We start from the raw sequence: 26,291 nt of genomic DNA, 5'->3' as shown, positions 1-26,291 counted from the left end.
CGGTGATGGTCCTGGGTGCGGTCGGCGGATCCGCCGGCGGGGGTGGGCGCTGCTCAGAAGTCCGTGGACAGGGTGTCGCCGGACGATGCCGCGTACACCGGCGCCTGGTGCCCGTACTCGGCGTGCACCTGCTCCGAGCGCGCCGCGTCCAGGCGGGCGGGCCGGTAGTAGGCGGAGCCCTTGGCGCGGTACCAGAGCATCGGGACGAGACCCACGGCGATGCCGCCGACGCCGATCGAGACGGCCGTGCCCGACAGGCTGCCGAGGGACTCGACGAACACCCAGATCATGAAGAGCGAGCCGGTCAGCGGCCACAGACCGCCGAAGAAGAAGTTGGCCGCCGACGTGAACAGCAGCTTGCGGTACGCCACGACGACGGCGAGGCCCGCGAGGCCGTAGTAGACCGCGATCTGCAGACCGATCGCGGCGACGGCGTCCGCCAGGACGGCCGAGACCGATCCGAGCGCGGTCGACGCCACGAAGAGGGCGAGGGCGACGACACCGACGACGACGATCGCGACCCACGGCGTCTGCCGGCGCGGGTGCGACCTGCCGAGGGCGGCGGGCAGCGTGCGGTCGCGGCCCATGGCGAAGAGGGAGCGCGTCACCTGGATCAGGGTGGTCTCCAGGGTGGCGATGGTGGACAGCATCACCGCGACGATCAGCAACTCGCCGCCGGGGCCCGGCAGTACGCGCTCGCCGAGCAGCCCCAGGATGTTGTCGCTGGTCGCGATCTCCTTGGGCGTGAGCAGCATGTTGGTGGTGATCGTGAACACTTCGAAGAGCACGAACACGATGCCGACGCCGATCAGTCCGGCGAGCCCCGAGGTCTTGCGGCTGTTACGGGTCTCCTCGCTGAGGTTGCTGGTGACGTCCCAGCCCCAGTAGTAGAACGCGGCGATCAGCGCTCCCGCGGCGAACCCGGACGCGCCGTCGAAGTGCCCGAACCCCAGCCAGGACCAGGAGAATTCGTTGACCCGCTTGTCGCTGAACACGGCGGCGACGGCCACCGCGAGCAGGATGACCAGCTCGATCCCGGACATCAGGAGCTGGGCGTGGACGGTCAGTTTGGCGCCCATGAGCACGACGACCAGCATGGCCAGGAACCAGACCGCGCCCACGGCCGCGGCGAGCGCGGTGTTGTCGGCGTGGGAGGGGGCGACGAGTTCGAGCGTCATGGCGCCGGCCGGGAGCGAGCCCGCGACCATGAAGATGGTCGCCGAGATCACCAGGGACCAGCCGCTGATGAAGCCGAGGAAGGGGTGCAGGGCGCGCCCGACCCACGAGTAGCTGGCGCCCGCGTTCACGTCGAGGCGGCCCAGGTAGTTGAAGGCCCAGGCGATGCCGAGCATGGGTATCGCGCAGTAGAGGAGCGCGGCCGGTGCGGCGAGGCCCACCGTGCCGATCAGCACGGCGGTGGTGGCGGCGATCGAGTAGGCGGGCGCGCTGCCCGCCACGGCCATCACGATGCTGTCGGAGGTGCCGAGGGCATTGGCCTGAAGCCCTCTGTTCGTGCTCATGGGATCGGTGGCGCCTTTCCGGGAACGGCAGAAGGCCTGCCCTGCGGCGCCACCGGGGCGCGACGGGGAGAGGGAGACCTCTGGGGGCGAGCGGAGTCGATTCGAGCGGAGTCGATCGCTCGGCAGTCGCACGCAGCGTAGCGCCGCGTGATGCCCAAGTGAAGGGAGAGTAATGAGTCGTCTCACGTGCCGGGATTACCGGAAGGTAGCCTTCAATTTCCTTTGCTGCGGCCCATGTTGCCGCTCGCGCGGACCCCCGTGTACGACGAGAGCCCGCCCTCCGTCCGCGGGGGACGGCAAGGGCGGGCGTGCTCGTGGTGCGGGAGCCCTGAGGTGCGGGCTCGCGGTGTGGCGTCAGGCGGCGTTCTTGATCGCCGAGATGTCGAAGGTCAGCTTGATCTTGTCCGAGACGAGGACGCCACCGGTCTCCAGGGCCGCGTTCCAGGTCAGGCCCCACTCGGAGCGCAGGATCTCGGACTTGCCCTCGAAGCCGACGCGCTCGTTGCCGAACGGGTCCGTGGCCGCGCCGTTGAACTCGAGGTCGATCGTGAGCGGCTTCGTGGTGCCGAGGATCGTCAGGTCGCCGGTCATCCGGTAGTCGTCGCCGCCCAGGGCCTCGGCGGAGGTGGAGCGGAACGTCATCGTCGGGAACTCGTCCGTCTTGAAGAAGTCGGAGCTCTTCAGGTGAGTGTCACGGTCGGCGGAGCCGGTGTCGATGCTGGCCATGGTGATGTCGATCGACGCGGTCGACTTCGACGGGTCCGCGCCGTCCAGGTGCAGGGTGCCCGACGACTGGGTGAACGAGCCCTTGACGTTGGTGACCATGGCGTGGCGGGCCACGAAGCCGATCGTGGTGTGCGCGGGGTCGACGGTGTAGTCGCCGGTCAGGGCGGCGAGGTCGGGGTTGACCGCGCCGGTGGCGGCGGGGGTGGCGTCGTCGTTCTTGCGGCTGAAGAGGCCCATGACTGCTCCTTGGGGACGGGGCGTGGCGGGGGAGTTCGTTGAATGTTTAACGTTCAACGGGACCGACTGTAGCGACGTTCTGTTCAACTTTCAACATCCAACACCTGGTGTCGTCTCGATTACACCGCGTCGCTGTCCGACGCGCTCTGGCGGACGCGCGTAGAACTCGGGCACTATCTCCTTGCTCCACCTGCACAGCCGTCTCACAGCCAGCACGGTCACCAGCAGGAAGGAACCTCCTCCCCATGAGAATCCGCTCGGTCGTGAGCGCCCTCGCGCTCGTACTCGGTGCCCTCTTCGCCCCCGGCTTCGGTGTGTTCAGCTCCGCCACCGACGCCCAGGCCGCCACCAAGATCAGCCACGCCACCGCGACCTCCATGTTCAGCCAGGTCGGCATCACCTGGTCGTCGTCCGGCGGTTGCTCCGACCGCAACAACTCCACCTGTACGTCCTTCGACCAGCTCAACCTCGCCACCGCCCAGGGCGCGCAGACCCTCAAGCGCGCCACCGGCTGCGCCCTGAACATCACCGGCGGCACCGAGACCGGCCACGCGAGCGGCACCTACTCGCACTGGAACGGCTACAAGCTCGACTACGGCAAGAACACCTGCGTCACGAACTACATCAAGAACACGTTCGCGTACATCGGTCTGCGCGGCGACGGAGCCCCGCAGTACCAGTCGGGCTCCGGCAACATCTACGCCGACGAGGGCAACCACTGGGACGTCCTCTACTACAACTGCGGCGGCTGCTGAGCGAACCGGCCTCCGCGCGCGGTGACTTGGACTTCCGGGCGGTGGTTGTTGGACTGCCGCCGCCCGGAAGCGCCGAGTCCGTTGACCGGCCGCGCCCGCGCCGGATACCCAGTCCCCTATGTCACGAAGATCTCGCGCCGCATGCGCCGTCGCGGTCGCCGCCGCATCGTCCGCCGTGTTCGCCCTCACGGGCCCCGTACTGCCGGCCGCCGCCGACCCCGCGCCCGCCGTGGCGCAGGCCGTCATCGGATCCGCGCAGTTGTCCGTCGCCGTCGCCGACGACTTCCCGCGCGTCCTCGCGTACACCGACCGCGCCTCGGGGGCCGAGCTCCTCGGCAGTACGAACCCGGTGGACCAGGTCACCCTGAACGGCAAGGCGTACGCGGTCGCCGTGAAGAGCTCCCCGGTGCTCACCGGGTCCAAGGCCTCGTACACGCTGACCTTCCCGGACCTCGCCGGCGTCGAGATCGACGCCTCGCTGAGCGTGAGCGGGCGCGCGACGACCTTCAAGGTGACCGCCGTGCGCGACACCGCGGCGTTCCGGGTCGGCACGATCGACATACCCGGGCACGACCTCGTCTCCGTGGGCAGTGCGGACGGCGGCGCCGAGACCGCGTTCACGACACTGGACAACGACTCGACGCGCACCGCCGACGTCTTCGGCAAGGTCGCGGCGGACACCCCGGCCGACGCCTCGCCCGTCGGCGCCTCGTACGCCATCGTCAACACGGGGCGGCTCGCCGCGGCCGTCGAGTCCAACTCCACGTACGACAAGCCGAGCGGCAAGACCGGCGGCGACGACGCCCGCTTCTGGCACCAGGCCCGCAAGTCGGCCGACGGCTCCACCCGCGTGGGCGTCTGGTCGGGCCAGTGGACCTATCGCGGTGACGGCGCCCCCGAACCCGCGACCGGCGATGACCTGCCGTGGGCCAAGGTCGTCGTCACTCCGGACGCCAACGGCGACGGCAAGGTCGACTGGCAGGACGGTGCGGTCGCCTTCCACTCGATCGGTGTGAAGGCGAAGGGCAGTGACGGCACCCCCGACCGGGTCATCACGCACATCCCGTTCAACTTCGCCAGCCAGGCCACGCACCCCTTCCTGCGCACGCTCGACGACGTCAAGCGGATCTCGCTCGCGACCGACAACCTCGGCCAGTTCGCCCTGCTCAAGGGCTACGCCTCCGAGGGACACGACTCCGCGCACCCCGACTACGGCGGCAACATCAACAAACGCGCCGGCGGCCTGAAGGACCTCAACAAGCTGCTCAAGGTCGGCAAGAAGTTCGGCGCCGGCTTCGGCGTGCACGTGAACGCCACCGAGGCGTACCCCGTCGCCAAGCACTTCACCGGCGACCTCGTCGACCCCAAGGCCCCGGGCTGGAACTGGCTCGACCAGAGCTACTACATCGACCAGCGCCGCGACATCAACAGCGGGGACCTCGCCGCCCGGTTCAAGCAGCTGCGCGAGGAGACCGACCCGAACCTCACGACGATCTACCTCGACGTCTACTACACGCACGGCTGGATCGCGGAGAAGACCGCCGAGGCCGTCCGCGCCCAGGGCTGGAGCCTGGCCTCCGAGTGGGCCGACAAGTTCGAGCGCGAGTCGCTGTGGTCGCACTGGGCCAACGACCTCGACTACGGGCCCAAGACCGACAAGGGCCTCAACTCGAAGATCATCCGCTTCATCCGCAACGGCGAGAAGGACGTCTGGAACAGCGACCCGGTCCTCGGCCAGAGCGCCATCGACGAGTTCGAGGGCTGGACCGGCGAGAACGACTGGAACACCTTCTACGACAACGTCTGGCAGCGTGACCTGCCCGCCAAGTTCCTCCAGCACCAGCAGATCACCCGCTGGAACGGCAACGACATCACCTTCACCGGCGGGCTCCGCGGCACCGTCGAGGACGGCCGGCGCACCTTCTACGACCACGGCGAAAAGGTCCTCGACGGGACGGCCTATCTGCTCCCGTGGGACGGCGGCAAGAAGCTGTACCACTACAACAAGGACGGCGGTACGACGAGCTGGGCCGTGCCCGGATCCACGTACACCGTCTACCGGCTCACCGACAACGGCCGCGTGAAGACCGGCACCGTGCGGGCCTCCGGCGGCAAGATCACGCTGAAGGCCGACGCCGGGCAGCCGTACGTGCTCTACCCGGCGGACAAGACCCCGCACGCGGTCGACCCGGCCTGGGGTGAGGGCACCCACCTCAAGGACCCCGGCTTCAACGACGCCCGCCTCGCCGCCTGGGACAAGGACGGCACGGTCGGGCGCGACACCGACGACCACGGCCGCAACAGCGCCGCCCTGAGCGGGAGCGGCACCGCCGCGATCGAGCAGCGGGTGAGCGGACTCGACGCGGGCAAGCGCTACACCGCCTCCGCCTGGGTCGAGGTCGAACCCGGCACGTCCCGCCGCACGACGCTCAGCGCGGGCGGCGCGTCGGTCGCCGTCGAGCGCTCCACGCTGCGGAACAGCGTCGCCTCCAGCGACTGGGGCGGCACCTACATGCAGCGCGTGAAGGCCACCTTCACGGCGCCCGCGAACGGCCGCACCACGCTGCGGATCGAGGCCGCCAAGGGCTCGTCCGCGAAGGTCCGTGTCGACGACGTACGTCTGGTGAGCAATGCCCCGTCGACGAAGCCCGGCACCGTCGTGCACGAGGACTTCGAGGGCGTCGACCAGGGCTGGGGCCCCTTCGACAAGGGTGACGCCGGCGGCGTCACGGATCCGCGCACGCACATCGCGCAGAAGAACGCCCCGTACACCCAGTCCGGCTGGAACGGGAAGCTCATCGACGACGTCATCGGCGGCGGCGAGTCCCTGAAGTCCCACGAGGAGAACGCGGGCGTCGTCTACCGCACGTCCCCGGCCGACGTGCCGATGGCGGACGGGCACGCCTACAAGGTCGCGTTCGACTACCAGTCCAGCCACGCGGGCGCCTACCAGTGGGTCAGCGGCTACGACCGGATCGCCGCCGACGGCACGCCCGACCAGGTCGAGACCGCGAGCACCCCGATCGGGCAGCAGCGCACCACGGGCCACTACGAGGGCACCGTCACGGCCGGCTGCGGCGACACCTGGACCGGCCTGCGCAAGCTCGAAGGGGCCCCGGACGGAGCCGACTTCGTCCTGGACGACTTCACCGTCACCGACCTCGGCCCGGCCGAGAAGAAGGCGGCCTGCGGCACGCTCACCCTGAAGTCGGACGAGACGCTGGAGCCCGGCCAAAAGAACAAGGTCGAGGCCACCTTCACCAACTACGAGGCGAGTGAGGTCAAGGGCGCGTCCCTCTCGCTCGACCTTCCCGAGGGCTGGCAGGCCGAGCCCGCGGGCCCCGTCGCGCTCGACCCGGTCGCACCCGGCGCCAAGGCGACGGCCACCTGGCAGGTCACTCCGCCGGTCGACGCCAAGTACCAGCCGTACCAGCTGAGTTCGAAGGCGGCATACACCGTCGGGGACAGCGCGCGGACGCTGACCGCGGGCGCCACCGTGCGCACGCTTCCGCCGCCGCCGACCACGGACACCTACGCCAGCGACCTGGACTGGACGGCCATGGACAACGGCTGGGGTCCCGCCGAGAAGGACATGGAGAACGGCGAGACCGGCGCCGGTGACGGCAAGCCGCTGACCGTCAACGGCACCGTCTACGCCAAGGGCCTCGGCACCGCGTCCCCCGGGACGATCCGCTACTACCTGGGCGGCCGCTGCACCTCGTTCACCGCCGAGGTCGGCCAGGACGACTCGCAGGGGACGCGCGGCAGCGTGCAGTTCTCCGTCGAGGCGGACGGTACCCGGAAGGTCCAGTCGCCGGTCCTCAAGGCCGCCGACGACGCCTGGTCGCTGACCGCGGACGTGACCGGCGCCAAGTACGTCGACCTGATCACGGGCGACGGAGGCGACGGTCCGGGCAACGACCACGCCGACTGGGGCGACGCCCGCTTCCACTGCGGTAGCTGATCCACCGCGCCCGGGGCCCCGCTGTCAGTGGCGGGGCCCCTTCCGTGCGCACCGTAGACAGCGCTTTCTACGACTGATTGGGTGCAACCTCATGACACCCACGCGCCGCACGTTCCTCATCGCGTCAACTCTTCTCGCCGGGGCGGCACTTGCCCCGCCCGCCCGTGCCGCCGACGCTCCGGGCGCCGCCGGCGACGAGTTCGACACCCTGCGCGAGCGATGGCTGGAGATCTCCCTCGGCACCGGCTACGACGCCACCGCCGAGCCCTACGCCTCGCGCCTGAAGGAACTCGGAGAACTCGCCCGCGGCTTCAGAGCGACGATGGCCCCGACCGCCACGTCCCTGTGGCCCGGCTACCCCTTCGACCCGCCGGCCGGCATCACCCAGGCCTACAACCGCCTGTGGACGATGACCCAGGCCTACGCCCAGGAGGGCACGGGATCCACCGGCGACGCGGGCCTCCTCGCCGACATCGTCACGGGCCTCGACCACCTCTCCGCGACCGTCTACAACGCGACCACCACGCGATACGGGAACTGGTGGGAGTGGCAGATCGGCAGCCCCCGCCTCCTGATGGACATCGTCGCCGTCCTCCACCAGCACCTCACACAGGACCGGCGTGACGCCGCCTTCGCCGCCGTCGACCACTTCATCCCCGACGCGGTCCTGCGCGACTACTCGGGCACCTCCACCGGGGCCAACCGCGTCGACCTGTGCCGCTCGGTCGCCCTGCGCGGCATCCTCGGCAGGAACGCCGACAAGACGGCCCTGGCCCGCGACGCCCTCTCGCCCGTCTTCCCCTACGTCACCGAGGGGGACGGCCTCTACGCCGACGGCTCGTTCATCCAGCACACGTACATCGCCTACTCGGGCACCTACGGACAGGTCATGCTCGACGGGCTCGGCCGCCTCTTCGCGCTGCTCGCCGGGTCCACCTGGGCCGTCACCGACCCCAACCGGCAGATCATCCTCGACAGCGTCGAGCACGCCTACGCCCCGCTCCTGTTCGACGGCCTCGTGATGGACAGCGTCAACGGCCGCGCCATCAGCCGCGGTTACCTCAACAGCGACGACCTCAAGGTCATGCGCAGCGACCATTTCCACGGCCAGGGCCTGATCGCCGCCATGGCGCAGCTCGCCGCCGGAGCGAGCGCGGCCGAGCGCGAGCGCTGGCACGGGCGGATCAAGGGCTGGATCGAGCGGGACACGGTCACGCCCCTGCTGACCGCCCGGCAGTTCGGGGTCGCCGACCTGTCCCGGCTGCACGCGATCGCGGACTCCGCGGTCAAGGCCGCGCCCGAGCCCGTAGGACACCAGCTGTTCGCCGCCATGGACCGCGCGGTGCACAAGCGCCCCGGCTTCGCCGCGAACATCTCCATGTCCTCGGACCGGATCGCGTACTACGAGTGCGGCAACGGCGAGAACCCGCGCGGCTGGCACACCGGCGCCGGCATGCTCAGCTGGTGGGCCGCGGGCAGGCGCGGCGGCCGGAGCGATCAGTACACCGACTGGTTCTGGCCGACCGTCGACTTCTACCGGCTGCCCGGTACGACCGTCTCCACCAAGCGCCTGGCCGACAAGGCCGGCGGGGAGTGGGGCGCGGCCCGGCCCGACGTGAAGTGGGTCGGCGGCGCCACCGACGGCGAGTTCGCGGCGGTGGGACAGCACGTCAAGGGCCTCGACTCGACGCTCCAGGCCCGCAAGTCGTGGTTCTGCCTCGCCGACACCGTCGTGTGCCTGGGCGCGGGGATCACGGCGGCCGACGGTGTTCCCGTCGAGACCGTCGTCGACAACCGCAACCTCGGCGAGGGCGGCACCCAGGCCTTCACCGTCGACGGCGCCGCCCGCGCCCGCTGGGCCCACCTGGAGGGCCACGGCGGCTGGGTCTTCCCCGGCGGTGCCCCGTTGCGCCACCTGCGCGAGGACCGCACCGGTGCCTGGTCCGACATCAACTCCACCAGTTCCACCGAGCGCCGCACCCGCCGCTGGCAGACGCTCTGGCTCGACCACGGCACGGACCCCACCGACGCCGCCTACGTCTATCTGCTGATGCCGGGTGCCTCGAAGCACGACCTCGCGCGGCGCGCGGGCGACCGCCACTGGCTGTCCGTCCTCGCCAACACGGCCGCCGCCCAGGCCGTCGCCGTGCCCTCCCTCGGCGTGAGCGCGGCGAACTTCTGGCAGGCCGGGAGCGCGGGGGAGTTCACGGCGTCGGCTCCCGCGAGCGTCCTCCTGCGCAGGCAGGGGCACACCGCGACGCTGACCGTCAGCGAACCGCCGCGCACGGGGGAGCCCGTGGACATCACCTGGGACCGGCCCGTGCGCCGCGTCGTCAGCCACGACCCCTCGGTCGAAGTGGTGGCCACGGGCCGTAGGCTGCGGCTGCGCGTCACTCCGGGGGCGGCATGTGTGAGCCATCGGTGTGAGGTGACTCTCAGCTGAGCCATTTGTGTGACCTCTACAAGACAGCGGGGCCCTGAGCAGTCACTTCGCCTGCATGGCGACGACGTTCTGTTCGGGGGTACCAGGAAAACGGGCCGGAGACTGTACGGAGTCGACGGCCCGTTTTGCTTGGTCGTCTTCGTAAGGTCGCTACATGACCGTTTTGGACGACACCGCCTCAGCCGGTTCCGCCGGGGACGAGCCCACCGACGCGCGCGGACGCGTCGCCGAGCTGCACGCGATCCGTGAGGAGGCGCTGCGCGGGCCCAGTGACAAGGCGACCGAGGCTCAGCACGCGAAGGGCAAGCTGACCGCACGCGAGCGGATCGAGCTGCTGCTCGACGCGGGATCGTTCAACGAGGTCGAGCAGCTGCGCCGGCACCGGGCGACCGGCTTCGGCCTGGAGGCCAAGAAGCCCTACACCGACGGTGTCATCACCGGCTGGGGCACGGTCGAGGGCCGCACGGTCTTCGTCTACGCGCACGACTTCCGCATCTTCGGCGGCGCCCTCGGTGAGGCCCACGCCACCAAGATCCACAAGATCATGGACATGGCCATCGCGGCCGGTGCCCCGCTGGTCTCCCTGAACGACGGCGCGGGCGCCCGTATCCAGGAGGGCGTCTCCGCGCTGGCCGGCTACGGCGGCATCTTCCAGCGCAACACCAAGGCCTCCGGCGTCATCCCGCAGATCAGCGTGATGCTCGGCCCGTGCGCCGGCGGCGCGGCCTACAGCCCCGCCCTCACCGACTTCGTCTTCATGGTCCGCGAGACCTCGCAGATGTTCATCACCGGACCGGACGTCGTCAAGGCGGTCACCGGCGAGGAGATCACCCAGAACGGCCTCGGTGGCGCGGACGTGCACGCCGAGACCTCGGGCGTCTGCCACTTCGCGTACGACGACGAGGAGACCTGCATCGCCGAGGTCCGCTACCTCATCTCGATGCTGCCCTCCAACAACCGCGAGAACCCGCCGACCGTGGCCTCCGAGGACCCCGCCGAGCGCCGCTCGGACGTCCTGCTCGACCTGGTCCCGGCCGACGGCAACCGCCCGTACGACATGACCAAGGTCATCGAGGAGCTCGTCGACGACGGCGACTACCTCGAGATCCACGAGCGCTGGGCCCGCAACATCATCTGCGCCCTGGCCCGTCTGGACGGCCAGGTCGTCGGCATCGTCGCCAACCAGCCCTCGTCCCTCGCGGGCGTCCTGGACATCGAGGCCAGCGAAAAAGCTGCCCGCTTCGTCCAGATGTGCGACGCTTTCAACATTCCCATCGTCACCCTCCTGGACGTTCCCGGCTTCCTGCCCGGTGTCGACCAGGAGCACGGCGGGATCATCCGGCACGGCGCCAAGCTGCTGTACGCGTACTGCAACGCCACCGTGCCGCGGATCTCGCTCATCCTGCGCAAGGCGTACGGAGGTGCTTACATCGTGATGGACTCGCAGTCGATCGGTGCCGACCTCACCTACGCCTGGCCCACCAACGAGATCGCCGTGATGGGCGCCGAGGGCGCCGCCAACGTCATCTTCCGCCGTCAGATCGCCGAGGCCGAGGACCCCGAGGCCATGCGCACCCGCATGGTGAAGGAGTACAAGGCCGAGCTGATGCACCCGTACTACGCGGCCGAGCGGGGCCTTGTCGACGACGTCATCGACCCCGCCGAGACCCGCGAGGTGCTCATCTGCTCCCTCGCGATGCTGCGCACTAAGCACGCCGACCTGCCCTCGCGCAAGCACGGCAACCCCCCGCAGTAACCCCACAAGGAGATCACTGCACATGTCTGCACACGACATCCGCGTTGAGAAGGGCCACGCCGAGCCCGAGGAGGTCGCGGCCCTGACCGCGATCCTGCTGGCCCGCGCCGCAGCCGCACCGACCGACAGCCCCGCCCTGCGCGGCCGCGACAAGGCCGGCTGGCGCCGCCTGGAGCGCCAGCACGGCTTCCGCGCCCCGCACAGCTGGCAGGGCTAGGCAAGGGCCGGCAGGGCTGGGGCAGGAGGCGGCGGGCCCGTCAGGTTCGATCGGCCCGTCCGGCCTCGCAGGACGAGTCCCCAGCGTGAAGAAGCCCCCGGTGACCCAAAGGGTCCCGGGGGCTTCTTCATGACCAAAGGCGCCGGAGGCTAGCGGAGGCGGGCCATCAGCGCGTGTTCCACGAGCGTGATGAGCGCCGACTTCGCGTCCGCGCGGTGGCGGGCGTCGGTCGTGATGATCGGGGTGTCCGGGCCGATCTGGAGCGCCTCGCGCACCTCGTCCGGCTGGTAGGGCTGACTGCCGTCGAAGCCGTTGAGGGCGACGACGAAGGGCAGCCCGGAGTTCTCGAAGTAGTCGACGGCCGGGAAGCAGTCGGCGAGACGGCGGGTGTCGACGAGGACGATCGCGCCGATCGCGCCGCGGACCAGGTCGTCCCACATGAACCAGAAGCGGTCCTGACCGGGTGTACCGAAGAGGTACAGGATCAGGTCCTGGTCGAGCGTGATGCGGCCGAAGTCCATGGCGACGGTGGTCGTCGTCTTGTCCCCGGTGTGGGTGAGGTCGTCGATGCCCGCGGACGCGGACGTCATGACGGCCTCGGTGCGCAGAGGGTTGATCTCCGAGACGGCGCCCACGAAGGTCGTCTTGCCGACGCCGAATCCGCCCGCCACCACGATCTTCGCGGACGTGGTGGAGCGGGAAGGCCCTCCGCTAGAGCTTGCGAAGTCCACTGAGCACCCTTTCGAGCAGTGTCACGTCTGGCTGGCCGCCGGCGTTCTCTTCGCCGCCGGGCTGATGAATGGCGACCAGGCCCGCCTCCGCCAAGTCGGCGACGAGGATCCTGGCCACACCGAGGGGGATGCTGAGCAGGGCCGAGACTTCGGCCACTGACTTGATCTCTCGGCAGAGGGTGCAGATCCGCTGGTGCTCGGGCAACTGGCCCTGCAACTGGTGCGGCTGCGCGGTGGTGTGCACCAGCGCCTCGATGGCGAGCTGGTAGCGCGGCCTGGTGCGGCCACCCGTCATGGCGTAGGGACGCACCAGGGGGTTGTTGGCAGCCGGCGCAGGGGTGTCGGGACGCCGCTGCGGCTGCACGGGCTGGATGCGCGGTGCCGACGGCTGGTCGTACGGCCCCGGCTGCCGCGGCTGCGGCGGGTGCGGGGGCGCGTACGGCTGTCGCCGGTGGCTCGGCGCGGAGGGGAAGTTGTACCGGTTCGGCGCGTCACCCTGCCCCTGGCCCTGGCCCTGGCCCTGGCCAGGGCCGTAGGACCAGTTCGCCGATGAACCGCTCGGGGGTGTTGCAGAACCAGCCACGCTTTCCTCCTCCAACTGTGCCGGGCACCATCACCGTGGAGCCGCGTCCCGAAACCTTACGGCCACGGGACGCGAAATCGCACCGCTTGTCTGTCAGTTGAGAAGGCTCCCCTGAAGCTCGGCCCGCAGGTCGGGAGTGAGAACCGTACCTGCGCGGTCGACAAGAAGTGCCATCTCGTACCCGACGAGGCCAATGTCCGCCTCCGGGTGTGCGAGGACAGCGAGGGAAGAACCGTCGGAGATGGACATGATGAAGAGGAATCCTCGCTCCATCTCCACAACTGTCTGGTTCACGCTGCCGCCCTCGAAGATGCGGGACGCGCCCGCGGTCAGCGAGGTAAGACCCGACGCGACGGCCGCCAGCTGGTCGGCACGGTCACGCGGGAACCCTTCGGACATCGCCAGAAGGAGTCCGTCGGCGGAGACCACCACCGTGTGGGACACCCCTGGGGTGTTGTCCACGAAGTTGGTGATCAACCAGTTCAGGTTCTGTGCCGCCTGGCTCATCGGGCTCACACTAACGCTCCTGGTTGTAGGTGCTGTCAGGACCACTGTGCTGATTCGTGGCCTGGCCGTTCGTGTCACTTCCTGCTTCGCGTCCCCGCTGCACGCCACGGCGCAGGTTGCTCAGCCTGCCCCTGACGTCCTCAGGCGCGCGGGAGACCTGGGGGCCGCCCTGCGGGGTCGATTCCGCCGTGCCCTCGACCAGGTTGGCCTTGGGCACCCGGCGCGGCAGACCGGAGGAGGTGACTCCGCCGGCCTTGGGCTTCCGGAGCTGCTCCGCGCGGACCCAGCGCTCGTCGTTCGACGAACGCCAGTCGTCGGAGCCGCTGCCGCTGCCGCTGCCGCTGCCGTTGTCCTGGGTGGTGTTGTCACCACGGCCGGGCGCCGGCGTCGCCGCCGGGGCCTGGCGCTGCTGCCCGCCCGAACCACGTATCGGAAGTCCGGTGTCGGTGAGCGAACGGGTGGCGGACGGGCTGGGCCCGGCCGGCGCCGCGGGACCGTGCGGGTCGAAGCCTACGCGTTCCTGCTGACCGGCGTCAGCGTGCTGCGCGGATTCCGCTTGAGCGTTGTGCTCGGCCCGGTAGGACTCCTGGTAGCCGTCCCGCCCCGGCCAGTCGTCCTGCTGCGAGCCGCGCATCGGACCGTTACCGAAGGCCGAGTACGTCTCCTGGACGGGTTCCGCATAGGTGTCCTGCGACGCGTAGCCGTCCTGCGGCGCGAAGAACGAGTCGTTGTAGGAGCCGTTCTGCGGCTGCTCGTCGTACGCCTGGCGGTCCTGCGCGTAGACGGACGAGGTGTCCTCGTACGTCTGCTGCTGACGGTCGTCGTACGCGGGCTGAGCGGGAGCGTAAGTGGTCTGCTGCTGCTCGTACGGGTCCTGCCCCTGCGCACCCTCGATCTCGTCGCGGAACAGCGGGCGGTCGTCACCGGTGTGCGCCTGGGCCTCCAGGGCCGCGCGGCGCTCCTCGCGCATCAGCGAACGGCCGACCGGGTCCAGGTCGCGCAGGTCGTCCGGGACCTCGCCGTAGCGGCTGTCGTCGAAGCCGAGCTCCGCGGCGGTGCGCAGCGGAGCGGGCTCGTACGCGGACTGCGACGGGATCATCGACGAGACAGTGAACTCGGACTCGGGGAGCTGGTCGCCGCTGCCACCGTGCGTGATGGCGTCGGGCAGCATGACGAGCGACGTCGTGCCGGCCTGCTCGCCCGAGGGGCGCAGCTGGACGCGGATGCCGTGCCGGTCGGACAGGCGGCCGACCACGAACAGGCCCATGCGCTGCGAGATCGCGGCGTCCACCGTCGGCGGGTTGGCCAGCTTGTGGTTGATGTCCGCGAAGTCCTCGGCGGTCAGGCCGATGCCCTTGTCGTGGATCTCGACCATGACGCGGCCGTCGGGGAGACGGGTCGCGGTGACGCGGACCTTGGTCTGCGGCGAGGAGAACGTGGTGGCGTTCTCCAGGAGCTCGGCGAGCAGGTGCACGAGGTCGGTCACCGAACGGCCGTGGATCTCGGCATCCGGCACGCCCGACAGTTCGATGCGCTCGTACTGCTCCACCTCGGAGGAGGCGGCGCGCAGGACGTCGACCAACGGGACCGGCTGGTCCCAGCGGCGGCCCGGCTCCTCGCCGGCGAGGACGAGGAGGTTCTCGCCGTTGCGGCGCATACGGGTCGCGAGGTGGTCCAGGCGGAAGAGGTTCTCCAGCTGGTCCGGCTCGGCCTCGTTGTTCTCCAGGTCCGTGATGAGGGTCAGCTGGCCCTCGATCAGGGACTGGTTGCGGCGCGACAGGTTGGTGAAGATCGCGTTGATGTTGCCGCGGAGCAGGGCCTGCTCGGCGGCGAGCCGGACGGCCTCGCGGTGCACCTGGTCGAAGGCGCGGGCGACCTCGCCGATCTCGTCCGTGGAGTTGATCGGGATGGGCTGGACACGGGTGTCGACGCGGCCCGGGTCGGTGCGCGAGAGCTGGTCGACGAGCATCGGCAGGCGCTGCTCGGCGACGTCGAACGCGGCGGTGCGCAGTCGGCGCATCGAGCGGCTCATCTGACGCGCCATCATCCCGGCCAGCGCGAACGCGGCGAGCAGGGCGACCAGGACGACCGCACCGGTGACGAACGTGGACTGCTTGGCGTCGTCGGCGATGCCGGCGGCCTCGTTCACCGCCTTGTCGGCGAGGTCGGACTCGATGGTGCGGTACGCGTTGAACTTGGCGGTGTTGACCGCCCACCAGTTCTGCGCGGTGACGCCCTTCTGCGCGATGGCGTAGCGCGCGCTCGGCTGCGTGGTGGGCAGCTGGGCGATCTCGGACACCATCTCCGTGGGGTCGGTCGGCGGCGGGACGTAGGTCTTGCCCTGCGCCTTCGCGGCCGCGACGGCCTGCTTGGCCTGCTTCGCGCCGTCGATCGTCAGCTGCTTCTGGGCGGCGTCGAGCTTGTCGACGTCGGCCTGCGTGCCGCCGCCCTTGTACTCCTCGACGGCGATGCCCTCGAGGTACGCGTAGGAGGAGAGCGCGATCTTCTGCTTGCCGAAGGTCGTGGCCGTGGGGCCCGGCTTGACCAGCAGGTGCATACCGATGGACCGCTCGAGCGAGAGCGCGGCCTTGGACAGCGAGATCGCGTAGACCGTGCGGCCGTAGCTCGTGATGTTTCCGGTGCCGAGGCCGAGCTCGTTCGCGAACTCCATCAGCGGGTGCTGGATGCCGACGTAGCCCTCTTCGGTCTGCACGGCGGGGAGCTTGCTCGTGTACGCGGCGGCCCGGAGCTTCTCCAGACCGGGCTCGACCTGCCGGAACTGCGCGAGGCGGCGCTCGAGGCCTTCCTTGGCCGGCATGTTCTTCGCGGCGGCGTCGAAGGCGTCGGCGGCCTCGTTCGTCGTCTCGCGGGCCTTGACGACCTTCGGGTCGTTCTTCTTGCCGAGCAGGAGAGGAGCCGCGGAGATGTCGCGCTCCTCGATCAGGCTGTTGGCGTACGTCAAGGACGCCTGCACGAGACGGGCGGTGTTCTCCGCGTCCTCGGCCTCGTTCCAGGTGTCGATCGAGCCCTTCACCTGGAAGCCACCCATGATCAGACCCACGAGCACGGGTATGAGCAGGATCGCGTTCAGCTTGGTGGGCACACGCCAGTTACGCGGCGACATCCGGCCGCCGGACGATGCCGGGGCCGCCTCGGCCCGTGGCACATGCGCGGCCGGCGCCGCTGCACGCGGCGGCGGGGTGAAGTTGCCCCGTGCCGACGACGGCTCGGGACTGTTCTTGCTTCGCCTCACTCGACCAACAACCTCTCGGCGTCGGCACCTACGCTGTGCCGCTGTCTCCAGGCCCTTACCTACTGGGCAGTTCAGCGCATTCCAGCACGTCAGGCGGTTCTCTTCCAAACACTGGGAACCGGAACCTCCGAGTGACGGATGCCCCAGATAAAACGGTCATAAAGAGCGAGCCCCGCCAAAAGGCGGGGCTCTTGTGCGCACAGTGGAACCGGGTGTGCGCGACCTGTGTCTGAGGCGCTGGAATTCTCTGTCGAAACGTTATGAACACGGAGGCCGACCGTGTCAAAGGACACAGCGGCCTCCGGGTGCGCTACGACAACTGCCGTATGCATCTGGCCACTTGGTGGCCGGATTTCCGGCGGTTGAGCTACTTCAGGCGCGCCATCAGGGCGTGCTCGACCAGCGTGATCAGGCCACTCTTTGCATCCGCACGGTGTCGGGCGTCCGTGGTGATGATCGGGGTGTCCGGGCCGATCTGGAGCGCCTCGCGCACCTCGTCGGGCGTGTAGGGCTGGTGTCCCTCGAAGCCGTTGAGGGCGACGACGAAGGGCAGCCCGGAGTTCTCGAAGTAGTCGACGGCCGGGAAGCAGTCGGCGAGACGGCGGGTGTCGACGAGGACGATCGCGCCGATCGCGCCGCGGACCAGGTCGTCCCACATGAACCAGAAGCGGTCCTGACCGGGCGTACCGAAGAGGTACAGGATCAGGTCCTGGTCGAGCGTGATGCGGCCGAAGTCCATCGCCACCGTCGTGGTGGTCTTGTCCCCGGTGTGGGTGAGGTCGTCGATGCCCGCGGACGCGGACGTCATGACGGCCTCGGTGCGCAGCGGGTTGATCTCCGAGACGGCGCCCACGAACGTGGTTTTGCCGACGCCGAAGCCGCCTGCCACCACGATCTTCGCGGACGTGGTGGAACGGCCGCCTCCGCCGTTAGAGCTTGCGAAGTCCACTGAGCACCCTTTCGAGCAGTGTCACGTCGGGCTGGCCGCCTGCGTTCTCGTCGCCACCGGGCTGGTGGATGGCCACCATTCCCGCTTCCGCCAGGTCCGCGACGAGGATCCGGGCCACACCGAGGGGCATGGACAGCAGTGCCGACACCTCGGCCACCGACTTGACCTCGCGGCACAGGTGGCAGATGCGCTGGTGCTCGGGGAGCAGCCCTATCAGCTGGGCCGGGTCGGCGGTCGTGCTGACGAGCGCCTCGATGGCGAGCTGGTAGCGCGGCCGTGTCCGGCCACCGGTCATCGCGTAAGGACGCACCAGCGGCTGGTCGCCCTCAGGACCGTACGCGGCGTGCGGAGATACGCCGTACGGGTCGTGAGAGGCGGTGGGCGGGGTCATGGATCCTCCGGGCGGGACAGCAGGTGGTCTGCGTGCCGTCTGACGGGCCGGTGGGGGCGGTGGCGGCCTGACGGTGCGGTCATACGTGCGTGTGGGGGAGGTCGTGACTAGTGCAGCAGGCTGCCCTGCAGTTCGGCGCGAAGATCAGGGGTGAGCACGGAACCCGCGCGGTCCACGAGCAGCGCCATCTCGTAGCCGACGAGGCCGATGTCGCACTCGGGGTGCGCGAGCACCGCGAGGGACGAACCGTCCGAGACCGACATGAGGAAGAGGAACCCACGCTCCATCTCCACCACGGTCTGGGCCACGGTGCCGCCCTCGAAGATCCGGGACGCACCCGCGGTCAGCGAGGTGAGGCCCGAGGCGACGGCGGCCAGCTGGTCGGCGCGGTCCCGGGGGAACCCCTCCGACATGGCGAGCAGCAGGCCGTCCGCGGACACGACGACGGTGTGGGAGACCCCCGGCGTGTTGTCCACGAAGTTGGTGATCAACCAGTTCAGGTTCTGTGCCGCCTGGCTCATCTGGGTCAACTAACGCTCCTGCTGGTGAGTGGGGCTGGGGAAGCTGCCGGTCTGGCCCGTACCGGCCTGGCGACCCTGCTGAATGCCCCGACGGAGATTGGTCAGCCGGCCGCGAACGTCATCAGGCGAACGCGAGACCTGCGGACCGGTTTGGTGCTGTTGCTGCTGAGCCGTACCCGCGACGAGGTTCGCACGCGGGACGCGACGCGGGAGCCCGGAGACGGTGACTCCGCCGGCCGAGGGCTGGCGGACCCGCTCGGCCTGGCGGCCGAGCTCGTCGTTGGGCGACTGGCGCCAGTTGGCGGGCGCCTGAGCCTGCTGGGGCGCCGCGGGTGCGGCGGCCGCCGGGCGGGCGGGCGCGGGGGTGCCGTTGGGCGACTGGGGCTGCTGCGGCGAGCGCTGCGGCAGGCCGCCCGGACGGCCGTTGTTGTGCTGAGGGGTGGATGCCTGCGGCCGGTCCTGCTGCTGCGGGGCCTGCTGGCCCGACTGCTGGCCGTGGAACCAGTTGGTCTCGAGCGTGTCGAACAGCGGCGTGCGGCCGTCGCCGGGTCCGGCGGGCGGCAGCTCGTCCTGCCGGCCGGGGCCCTGCGGCTGCGCCGGGAACCCCTGCTCCTGGCCGCCCTGGGCCGGCGGGCGCGGCATGGAGAAGTCCGCCGCGTCCCGGGAGCCGAGCTGCGGCAGGTCGCGCGCGGGACCGCCGCGGAGGCCCTGCGGCTGCGACTGCCCCTGTCCCTGGTTCTGTGCCTGGCCGAAGCCGTCGCCGCCGGGGAACGGGCCGTCCTGGCGCGGACGCCCCGGGGTGTTCTGGCCGGGGGCCGCGAACTGGCCGGTGGCGGACGGGTCCTGAGCGCCGGGGCGCAGAGCGTCGTCGAAGCCGGGCGCCGCGAACTGGCCGGTCTGGTGGTTCGGGTTCTGCGACTGGCCGGGCGCCTGGTTCTGGGGCTGGAAGTGGTTCGGGTTCTGCGACTGGCCGTGCTGCCCGCCGAAGACGTCGTTACGGACGAACGCCCCCGTGTCCTGTCCCTGGCCCTGACCCTGGTCGAGCGGGGCCGGCGCGCCGGGGCGGGGCCCGTCGAAGTCGGGACGCGGGAACTCGGCCGTCGAGCCGGGGCCCTGACGGTCGTCCACCTGGGGGAACTGCGCCGTGGAGTCCGGCTCCTCGTGCCCGCGAGGCGCGTCGAGCGAGGCGCGCGGCACCGGCGGCTGCGCGTCGTCGTTGCCCCAACTCGGCACGCGCGGCTGGGGGTTGCCCCCGGGCAGCTCGGCGCGGGGACCGCCACGCGGCGGCAGGACCGGCCTGCGGCCCTGCTCGGGCGCCTGGTTCGCACGCTGCTGGGGCGGCACGGGACCGTTCTGGCCCGGGCCCTGCCCCTGCGGCTGACCCTGGCCGGGACCACCCTGCAGGCCCTGCGCGCCGAACATGCCGGCCGGGGCCGGACGCCCCTGCTGAGGGGACTGCTGCGGCTGCTGGGACTGAGGCGCCTGCGGACCACCGGCCTGCTGCCCGTTGCCGTCACGGCTGGGCAGCGCCGCGCGCGGACCCGAGCCCGCGACCTGCGGACGCGCCGCGCCGGGACCGGCACCGAGCCGACCCGCACCGCCGGGACCGCCCTGCGGAGCCGCGCCCGCGCCGACCCCGCGCCGTGCCGCTGCCACACCGGCGGCGGCCTGCGCGGCGGCGGGGCCACCGGAGGCGGCACCGGGACCGGGCTTGCCGGGAGCCTTCTTGCCGCCCTGGGCGACGTCGACGGGCAGCATGACGAGCGCCGTCGTACCACCGGAGTCGGACGGGCGGAGCTGGATACGGATGCCGTGACGCTGGGACAGACGGCCGACCACGAACAGACCCATGCGGCGCGAGACCGACACGTCCACGGTGGGCGGCGACGCGAGCCGCTCGTTGATCGCGGCGAGGTCCTCGGGGGAGAGGCCGATGCCGGTGTCGTGGATCTCGATGAGCACACGGCCGTCGGGCAGCGCGTGACCGGTGACCTTGACCTTGGTCTGCGGCGAGGAGAAGGAGGTCGCGTTCTCGAGCAGCTCGGCGAGCAGGTGCACGAGGTCGTTGACGACGCGTCCGGCGACCTCGGTCGAGGGGACCGAGGCCAGTTCGATGCGCTCGTACTGCTCCACCTCGGAGGCGGCGGCGCGCAGGACGTCGACCAGCGGGACCGGGCGGGTCCAGCGGCGGCCGGGCTCTTCACCGGCGAGAACGAGGAGGTTCTCACCGTTACGGCGCATGCGGGTCGCGAGGTGGTCGAGCTTGAACAGCGAGGACAGCTGGTCGGGGTCGGCCTCGCGGGACTCCAGCTCGGAGATGAGCGAGAGCTGGCGCTGGATAAGACCCTGGGAACGGCGCGAGAGGTTGGTGAACATCGCGTTGACGTTGCCCCGCAGGAGGGCCTGCTCGGCGGCCAGACGGACCGCCTCGCGGTGCACGTCGTCGAAGGCCGAGGCCACCTGGCCGATCTCGTCGCGCGAGTGCACACCGACGGACTCGACGGAGGTGTCGACGTCCTGCGGGTCCGACTCGGACAGCTGCTTGACCAGCTCGGGCAGGCGGTCCTGGGCGACCTTGGTGGCGGTGTCCTGGAGCCGGCGCAGCGAGCGGATCATGGACCGGGCCACGACGAACGCGCCGACCAGCGAGACGCCGAGGACGAGCAGGATCAGCGCACCGTTGATGATGGCCGTGCGCTCGGACTCGTTGCGCAGCTCGCGGGCCTGCTGCTCCATCTGGTTGAGCAGCGTCAGCTCGATCTTGGACATTTCCTGCAGACGCTGGCTGTCCGCGTCGACCCAGTCCTTGTAGGACCGCTTGTCCTGGATCCTGATGCCGCCCTCCTGGCTGAGGGCGCGGCGGGCGTACTGGTCGGCGGCCTTGATCGTCGCGTTGCCCGAGTCGATGGGCTTCATCAGCTCGGTGGCGGCGACGTTTCCGTAGACGGAGCTGAAGCCCTTGAGGTCGGACTCCTGGTTCTCCAGCGCGGACTCACCGTAGCGGCGGTCGGTCTCGGAGAGCTTGCCGAAGTCACGGTCGTTCGGGGGCAGGGCGGCCGCGATGACGGCGCGCTGGACGGACGCGTACTCCTTGGCGGAGGAGAACGACGCCAGCGCGCGAGTGCGCTTGATCATCTCGGGGTTGCTGGTCGCCTGCGCCATGTCGGTGGACAGGGACAGGAGCTGCTCGACGAGGCGGCTGTAGGCGTCGATCGTCTGGGACGAGGTGCTGCGGTCCTTGAACGCGTCCTGCCGGATGCCCTTGAGGTTGTTGAGCTGGCCGGCGATCTGGGTGACGTGGTCCTGCACACCGTCGAGGCCGCTGTTGTTGGACCCGTCGGTGATCTCGTACGTGCCTTCCATGAAGGCCTTGCGCGCGCGGTCGGTCTTCTGGCGCGCTCCCTTGACGGTGTAGTCCTCGGTCGCCTTGCCGCCGTTGGCCAGGGGGCCCGCCGACTGGTCACGCTCCTCCTGGAGCGCCGACGCGAGCTCGGTGGCCTGCTTGGTCATGTCGGTCAGCAGCTTCATGTTGTCGAGCTGCTGGATGTCGCTCATCGACTCGCCGATACGCAGCGCGCCGAGGGAGGTCGCGGCGACCACGGGGAGGGCGAGCAGCGACACCAGGCGGGTGGAGATACGCCAGTTGCGAAGAGCTATTCGCGAGCCGGGGCCGGTCGGGCCCTTCGGCTTCGCGGTGGTCTTGGGGGCGGCCGAGGCCGTCGTACTGCCCTCGACGGAGGCGGTCCGGCCCGGGTTCTGGGCGTGCTGGGGCGAGGAACTGCCTGTCATCGGGCCAGTCCCGCCGCGCGGCTCCGGCTCCGCCGCAGCGCTGCCATCCCTGTTCTTACGTCCCTGCACTAGCGTCGCAACCTCTGGACCAGGCGTCCCCCGCGTGCGCGGACAGGACGGTGTCGGCGTAGTTCGGGGGCGAGCTGACACGCCCCCTTCGGTCGTCGGTGACCGGCGCTGCTCCCCCTTCCCGCCGCGACTTCGGCGCTGCGTTGCGCCCCGTGCGCGCCGGCTCGATCTCGCGGCGGTCCCGCGAATTCCAGCACAGTGCAGGATCTCCAACAAGGGCCGAGGGCCAGGACCGGACCAGTGTGACGCCTTGTGAGGGGTGTGTCACGAGACGTAGAAAGTGATCTCATCGATAACGGACTTTTACTGACGTTCCACCTACACCCCGGGGGTGTCCCAGTCGCCATGATCGGGAGCGGAATGATGGCTTCAATGGCGGAATGCCCGTTTCCGTGTGTCGCGCTTCAGGTCCGAATTGAAACTTTTGCCCGCCCTCTGGTGAGCAAACTCACATGAAGAACTTCGCCCCTTCCTCGCTTTCGACGGGAATCAGATGTTTAGCCTGACGCTTTACAGGGATGGCGAATCCGACAACCGGCGCCCCGCAGGCGCCCGCACCGACGAGGTCACGAGCGACACATGAAGACTGTGAAGTCCACGATGTTCCGCAACATCGCCAACCCGCGGCGTACGACGCTGATGCACCTGAAGGACGCCGACGAGCTGCAGACGGCCCCGGAGCTGCCGGAGTACTCCGTCGAGCTCCCCGCGCAGACGGCCAACCCGCGCCGCGCCATCCTGATGGAAGCCCCGGAGCAGACGCCCGTCGCCTCCTGACGCGCGGCAATCCGCGAGGCCGGGTGCCCGAGCCGCGTTAGCCTGGGGCGTCAGATTCCAGCCAGCGGAAGTAGAGGGGCGCAAGGCACCCGTGCGCATCGCCAGATTCTCCATCGACGGCAATGTCGCCTTCGGCGCGGTCGAGGGCGACAGTCCCCCCGGAACGACCGATGGGCTTGTCCTCGACATCATCAAGGGCATCCCGTTCGCGGACTTCGAACTCTCCGGCACGAAGGTCCCGCTGAGCAAGGTCAGGCTTCTGCCGCCGGTGCTCCCGAACAAGGTCGTCGCCTTCGGCCGCAACTACGCGGAACACGCGAAGGAACTGGGCAACGAGGTCCCGGACGCCCCCTTCGCGTTCTTCAAGCCGTCCACCTCGGTGATCGGCTCCGGCGACGAGATCGCGTACCCCTCCTTCTCGCAGGAACTGCACTACGAGGCCGAACTCGCCGTGGTCATCGGCCGCATGTGCCGCGAGGTCCCGCGCGAGCGCGTCAAGGACGTCATCCTCGGCTACACCTGCGCGAACGACGTCACCGCGCGTGACGTGCAGAAGCGCGAGAAACAGTGGGCCAGGGCCAAGGGCTTCGACACCTCCTGCCCCCTCGGCCCCTGGGTGGAGACGGACCTCGACCCCGGCGACCTGACGATCCAGTGCACGGTCAACGGACAGCAGCGCCAGCTCGGCCGCACGTCCCAGATGATCCACTCGATCGAGGACCTGGTCGTCAACATCTCCGAGGCCATGACGCTGCTCCCCGGCGACGTGATCCTCACGGGCACCCCGGAAGGGGTCGGCCCGCTCAACGTCGGCGACGAGGTCGCCGTCACCATCGAAGGCATCGGCACTCTCACCAACAAGGTGATCAAGCGTGGCTAACGCGAACGTCCGCGTACGTTTCTGTCCGTCCCCGACCGGCAACCCCCACGTGGGCCTGGTCCGCACGGCGCTGTTCAACTGGGCCTACGCCCGGCACAACCAGGGCACCCTGGTCTTCCGCATCGAGGACACCGACGCGGCCCGCGACTCCGAGGAGTCGTACGAGCAGCTCCTCGACTCGATGCGCTGGCTCGGCTTCGACTGGGACGAGGGCCCCGAGATCGGCGGCCCCCACGCGCCGTACCGCCAGTCGCAGCGCATGGACATCTACAAGGACGTCGCCGAGAAGCTCCTCGCCGCAGGCCACGCCTACCGCTGCTACTGCTCCACCGAGGAGCTCGACACCCGCCGCGACGCCGCCCGCGCCGCCGGCAAGCCCTCCGGTTACGACGGCCACTGCCGCGACCTGAGCGCCGAGCAGACCGCCGCGTACGAGGCCGAGGGCCGGCAGCCCATCGTCCGTTTCCGCATGCCCGACGAGGCGATCACCTTCGAGGACCTGGTCCGCGGCGAGATCACCTACCAGCCGGAGAACGTCCCGGACTTCGGCATCGTCCGCGCGAACGGCGCCCCGCTGTACACGCTGGTCAACCCGGTCGACGACGCCCTGATGGAGATCACCCACGTCCTGCGCGGCGAGGACCTGCTCTCCTCCACGCCCCGCCAGATCGCCCTCTACAAGGCGCTCACCGAGCTCGGCATCGCGAAGCTCACGCCCGCCTTCGGCCACCTGCCGTACGTGATGGGCGAGGGCAACAAGAAGCTCTCGAAGCGTGACCCGCAGGCGTCGCTCAACCTCTACCGCGAGCGCGGCTTCCTGCCCGAGGGCCTGCTCAACTACCTGTCCCTGCTCGGCTGGTCCTTCTCGGCCGACCAGGACGTCTTCTCCATCGAGGACATGGTCGCGAAGTTCGACCTCGCGGACGTCAACTCGAACCCGGCGCGCTTCGACCTGAAGAAGGCCGAGTCGATCAACGGCGACCACATCCGGATGCTGGACGCGAAGGCGTTCGCGGCGGCCTGCGCGCCGTGGCTGCGCGCCCCGTTCGCCAACTGGGCGCCCGAGGACTTCGACCAGGCGGCCTGGGAGGCCATCGCCCCCCACGCGCAGACCCGCGTGACGGTCCTGTCCGACATCACGGCCAACGTCGACTTCCTGTTCCTCAAGGAGCCGGTGGAGGACGAGGCGTCCTGGACCAAGGCCATGAAGGGCGACCCGGTCGGCCTCCTGACCTCGGCCCGCGCGAAGCTCGAGGCCGCCGACTGGGCGTCGGCCGACTCCCTCAAGGAGGCCGTCCTGGCCGCCGGCGAGGAGCACGGCCTCAAGCTCGGCAAGGCGCAGGCCCCGGTCCGCGTGGCCGTCACCGGCCGCACGGTCGGCCTGCCCCTCTTCGAGTCCCTGGAGATCCTGGGCAAGGACAAGACCCTGACCCGCATCGACGCCGCCCTGGCCAAGCTCACGGCCTAAACTCGGGCACATGCCGATCCGCGCGGTCCTGTGGGACGTAGACGACACGATCTTCGACTACGCGAACGCGGACCGCGCGGGAATGCGGGACCACCTTCGGGCCGAGGGCCTGGCCGACGGATTCACCTCCGTCGGCCAGGCCCTCGCCCGTTGGCGGACCCTGACCCGGGAGCACTGGGCGCGCTTCGAGTCGGGCGAGACCGACTGGGAGGACCAGCGCCGCAATCGCGTACGGGCCTTCGTGGGGCGCGGCGCCGACGACATGGACGACGCCGAGGCGGATGCCTGGTTCGGGCGCTACATCGTCCACTACGAGGCCGCCTGGGCGCTCTTCCCCGACACCGTCCCCGTGCTCGACCTGCTCGCGGAGAGCCACCGGCACGCGGTCCTGTCCAACTCCTCGCTGCACAACCAGGACCGCAAGCTGCGCGTCCTCGGCGTCAGGGACCGCTTCGAGGCCGTCGTCTGCGCCGCCGAACTCGGCGTGGCCAAACCGCAGGCCGCCGCCTTCCACGCCGCGTGCGAGGCCCTGGAACTGCCCCCGCACGAGGTCGCGTACGTCGGCGACCAGCCCGACACCGACGCCCGCGGCGCCGAGGAGGCGGGGCTCACCGGCATCTGGCTGGACCGCGCGCACGCCGGCGGCCGTCCCGAACTCACCCGCATCACAGCGCTCGATCAGCTCCCCGCCCTGCTGGCCCCGGATACCCGTTTTGGAGCGCCGTCCACCTTCGGGTAATGTTCTTCCTGCGCCG

General features: G+C 70.1%; 19 protein-coding genes. 9 read left to right on the top strand and 10 right to left on the bottom strand.

Translation table 11 applies throughout. The features are described from left to right. Nucleotides 1-53: 53 nt before the first annotated feature. Entirely contained in the window at nt 54-1,520 is a 1,467-nt protein-coding gene (locus ACFC96_RS18655) for an APC family permease (RefSeq protein WP_376613169.1), read from the bottom strand. Between the two features lie 354 nt (nt 1,521-1,874). Next, complete coding sequence (locus tag ACFC96_RS18650) at nt 1,875-2,483, bottom strand: YceI family protein (RefSeq protein WP_376613168.1); 609 nt, start codon at nt 2,481-2,483, stop codon at nt 1,875-1,877. A gap of 245 nt (nt 2,484-2,728) precedes the next feature. On the opposite strand from ACFC96_RS18650, the gene ACFC96_RS18645 reads away from it, so the two are divergent. The 5 genes from ACFC96_RS18645 (at nt 2,729) to ACFC96_RS18625 (ending at nt 11,618) form a co-directional block, all read left to right on the top strand. Continuing rightward, a complete protein-coding gene (locus ACFC96_RS18645; protein ID WP_376259244.1) occupies nt 2,729-3,238 on the top strand; it encodes a hypothetical protein in 510 nt (169 codons plus the stop codon). A 118-nt stretch (nt 3,239-3,356) separates the two neighbouring features. After that, the gene (locus ACFC96_RS18640) at nt 3,357-7,202 is read left to right on the top strand and encodes an endo-alpha-N-acetylgalactosaminidase family protein (protein WP_376613166.1); all 3,846 of its coding nucleotides are present in this window, start codon (nt 3,357-3,359) and stop codon (nt 7,200-7,202) included. A 91-nt stretch (nt 7,203-7,293) separates the two neighbouring features. After that, nucleotides 7,294-9,645, top strand: a complete 2,352-nt coding sequence (locus tag ACFC96_RS18635; protein WP_376613164.1) for a polysaccharide lyase 8 family protein — start codon at nt 7,294-7,296, stop codon at nt 9,643-9,645. A gap of 154 nt (nt 9,646-9,799) precedes the next feature. Next, entirely contained in the window at nt 9,800-11,401 is a 1,602-nt protein-coding gene (locus ACFC96_RS18630; protein WP_376613162.1) for an acyl-CoA carboxylase subunit beta, read from the top strand. Nucleotides 11,402-11,423: 22 nt separating this feature from the next. Further along, the gene (locus ACFC96_RS18625; protein WP_116509484.1) at nt 11,424-11,618 is read left to right on the top strand and encodes an acyl-CoA carboxylase epsilon subunit; all 195 of its coding nucleotides are present in this window, start codon (nt 11,424-11,426) and stop codon (nt 11,616-11,618) included. Between the two features lie 149 nt (nt 11,619-11,767). Here the strand turns inward: ACFC96_RS18625 and ACFC96_RS18620 are convergent, their stop codons facing one another. From ACFC96_RS18620 to ACFC96_RS18585, 8 genes are all read right to left on the bottom strand, one after another. Further along, nucleotides 11,768-12,349 (bottom strand): ATP/GTP-binding protein, encoded by a 582-nt coding sequence (locus tag ACFC96_RS18620; RefSeq protein WP_054239772.1) that lies wholly within the window; start codon nt 12,347-12,349, stop codon nt 11,768-11,770. Next, nucleotides 12,330-12,932, bottom strand: coding sequence for a DUF742 domain-containing protein (locus ACFC96_RS18615; protein ID WP_376259239.1), 603 nt, complete (start codon nt 12,930-12,932; stop codon nt 12,330-12,332). The genes ACFC96_RS18620 and ACFC96_RS18615 overlap by 20 nt, the downstream gene beginning before the upstream one ends. A 93-nt stretch (nt 12,933-13,025) precedes the next feature. After that, on the bottom strand, nt 13,026-13,439 hold the full coding sequence (locus ACFC96_RS18610; RefSeq protein WP_033321188.1) for a roadblock/LC7 domain-containing protein: 414 nt from the start codon (nt 13,437-13,439) through the stop codon (nt 13,026-13,028). A gap of 10 nt (nt 13,440-13,449) precedes the next feature. Next, on the bottom strand, nt 13,450-16,692 hold the full coding sequence (locus ACFC96_RS18605) for a nitrate- and nitrite sensing domain-containing protein (RefSeq protein ID WP_376613160.1): 3,243 nt from the start codon (nt 16,690-16,692) through the stop codon (nt 13,450-13,452). A gap of 367 nt (nt 16,693-17,059) precedes the next feature. Further along, a complete protein-coding gene (locus ACFC96_RS18600) occupies nt 17,060-17,641 on the bottom strand; it encodes an ATP/GTP-binding protein (protein ID WP_100595019.1) in 582 nt (193 codons plus the stop codon). After that, complete coding sequence (locus ACFC96_RS18595) at nt 17,622-18,032, bottom strand: DUF742 domain-containing protein (protein WP_227297383.1); 411 nt, start codon at nt 18,030-18,032, stop codon at nt 17,622-17,624. Before ACFC96_RS18595 ends, ACFC96_RS18600 begins: the two co-directional genes overlap by 20 nt. A gap of 107 nt (nt 18,033-18,139) precedes the next feature. Further along, a complete protein-coding gene (locus ACFC96_RS18590) occupies nt 18,140-18,553 on the bottom strand; it encodes a roadblock/LC7 domain-containing protein (RefSeq protein ID WP_067164664.1) in 414 nt (137 codons plus the stop codon). Nucleotides 18,554-18,562: 9 nt separating this feature from the next. Beyond that, nucleotides 18,563-22,411, bottom strand: a complete 3,849-nt coding sequence (locus tag ACFC96_RS18585) for a nitrate- and nitrite sensing domain-containing protein (protein ID WP_376613158.1) — start codon at nt 22,409-22,411, stop codon at nt 18,563-18,565. A gap of 579 nt (nt 22,412-22,990) precedes the next feature. Here ACFC96_RS18585 and ACFC96_RS18580 point away from each other — a divergent pair. The 4 genes from ACFC96_RS18580 (at nt 22,991) to ACFC96_RS18565 (ending at nt 26,275) form a co-directional block, all read left to right on the top strand. After that, nucleotides 22,991-23,188, top strand: coding sequence for a hypothetical protein (locus tag ACFC96_RS18580; RefSeq protein ID WP_116509458.1), 198 nt, complete (start codon nt 22,991-22,993; stop codon nt 23,186-23,188). A gap of 91 nt (nt 23,189-23,279) precedes the next feature. Next, nucleotides 23,280-24,068: a fumarylacetoacetate hydrolase family protein gene (locus ACFC96_RS18575; RefSeq protein WP_376613156.1), complete on the top strand. Its 789-nt coding sequence runs from the start codon at nt 23,280-23,282 to the stop codon at nt 24,066-24,068. Further along, nucleotides 24,061-25,536 (top strand): glutamate--tRNA ligase, encoded by a 1,476-nt coding sequence (gene gltX / locus ACFC96_RS18570; protein WP_376613154.1) that lies wholly within the window; start codon nt 24,061-24,063, stop codon nt 25,534-25,536. The genes ACFC96_RS18575 and gltX overlap by 8 nt, the downstream gene beginning before the upstream one ends. Nucleotides 25,537-25,546: 10 nt before the next feature. After that, the gene (locus ACFC96_RS18565; protein WP_376613152.1) at nt 25,547-26,275 is read left to right on the top strand and encodes an HAD family hydrolase; all 729 of its coding nucleotides are present in this window, start codon (nt 25,547-25,549) and stop codon (nt 26,273-26,275) included. The last annotated feature ends 16 nt before the right edge of the window (nt 26,276-26,291 follow it).

It is taken from the genome of Streptomyces sp. NPDC055955 (genome assembly GCF_042270245.1).
In the GTDB taxonomy this organism is placed as follows: Bacteria; Actinomycetota; Actinomycetes; order Streptomycetales; family Streptomycetaceae; genus Streptomyces.
This window is presented reverse-complemented; position numbering and strand designations above follow the sequence as displayed.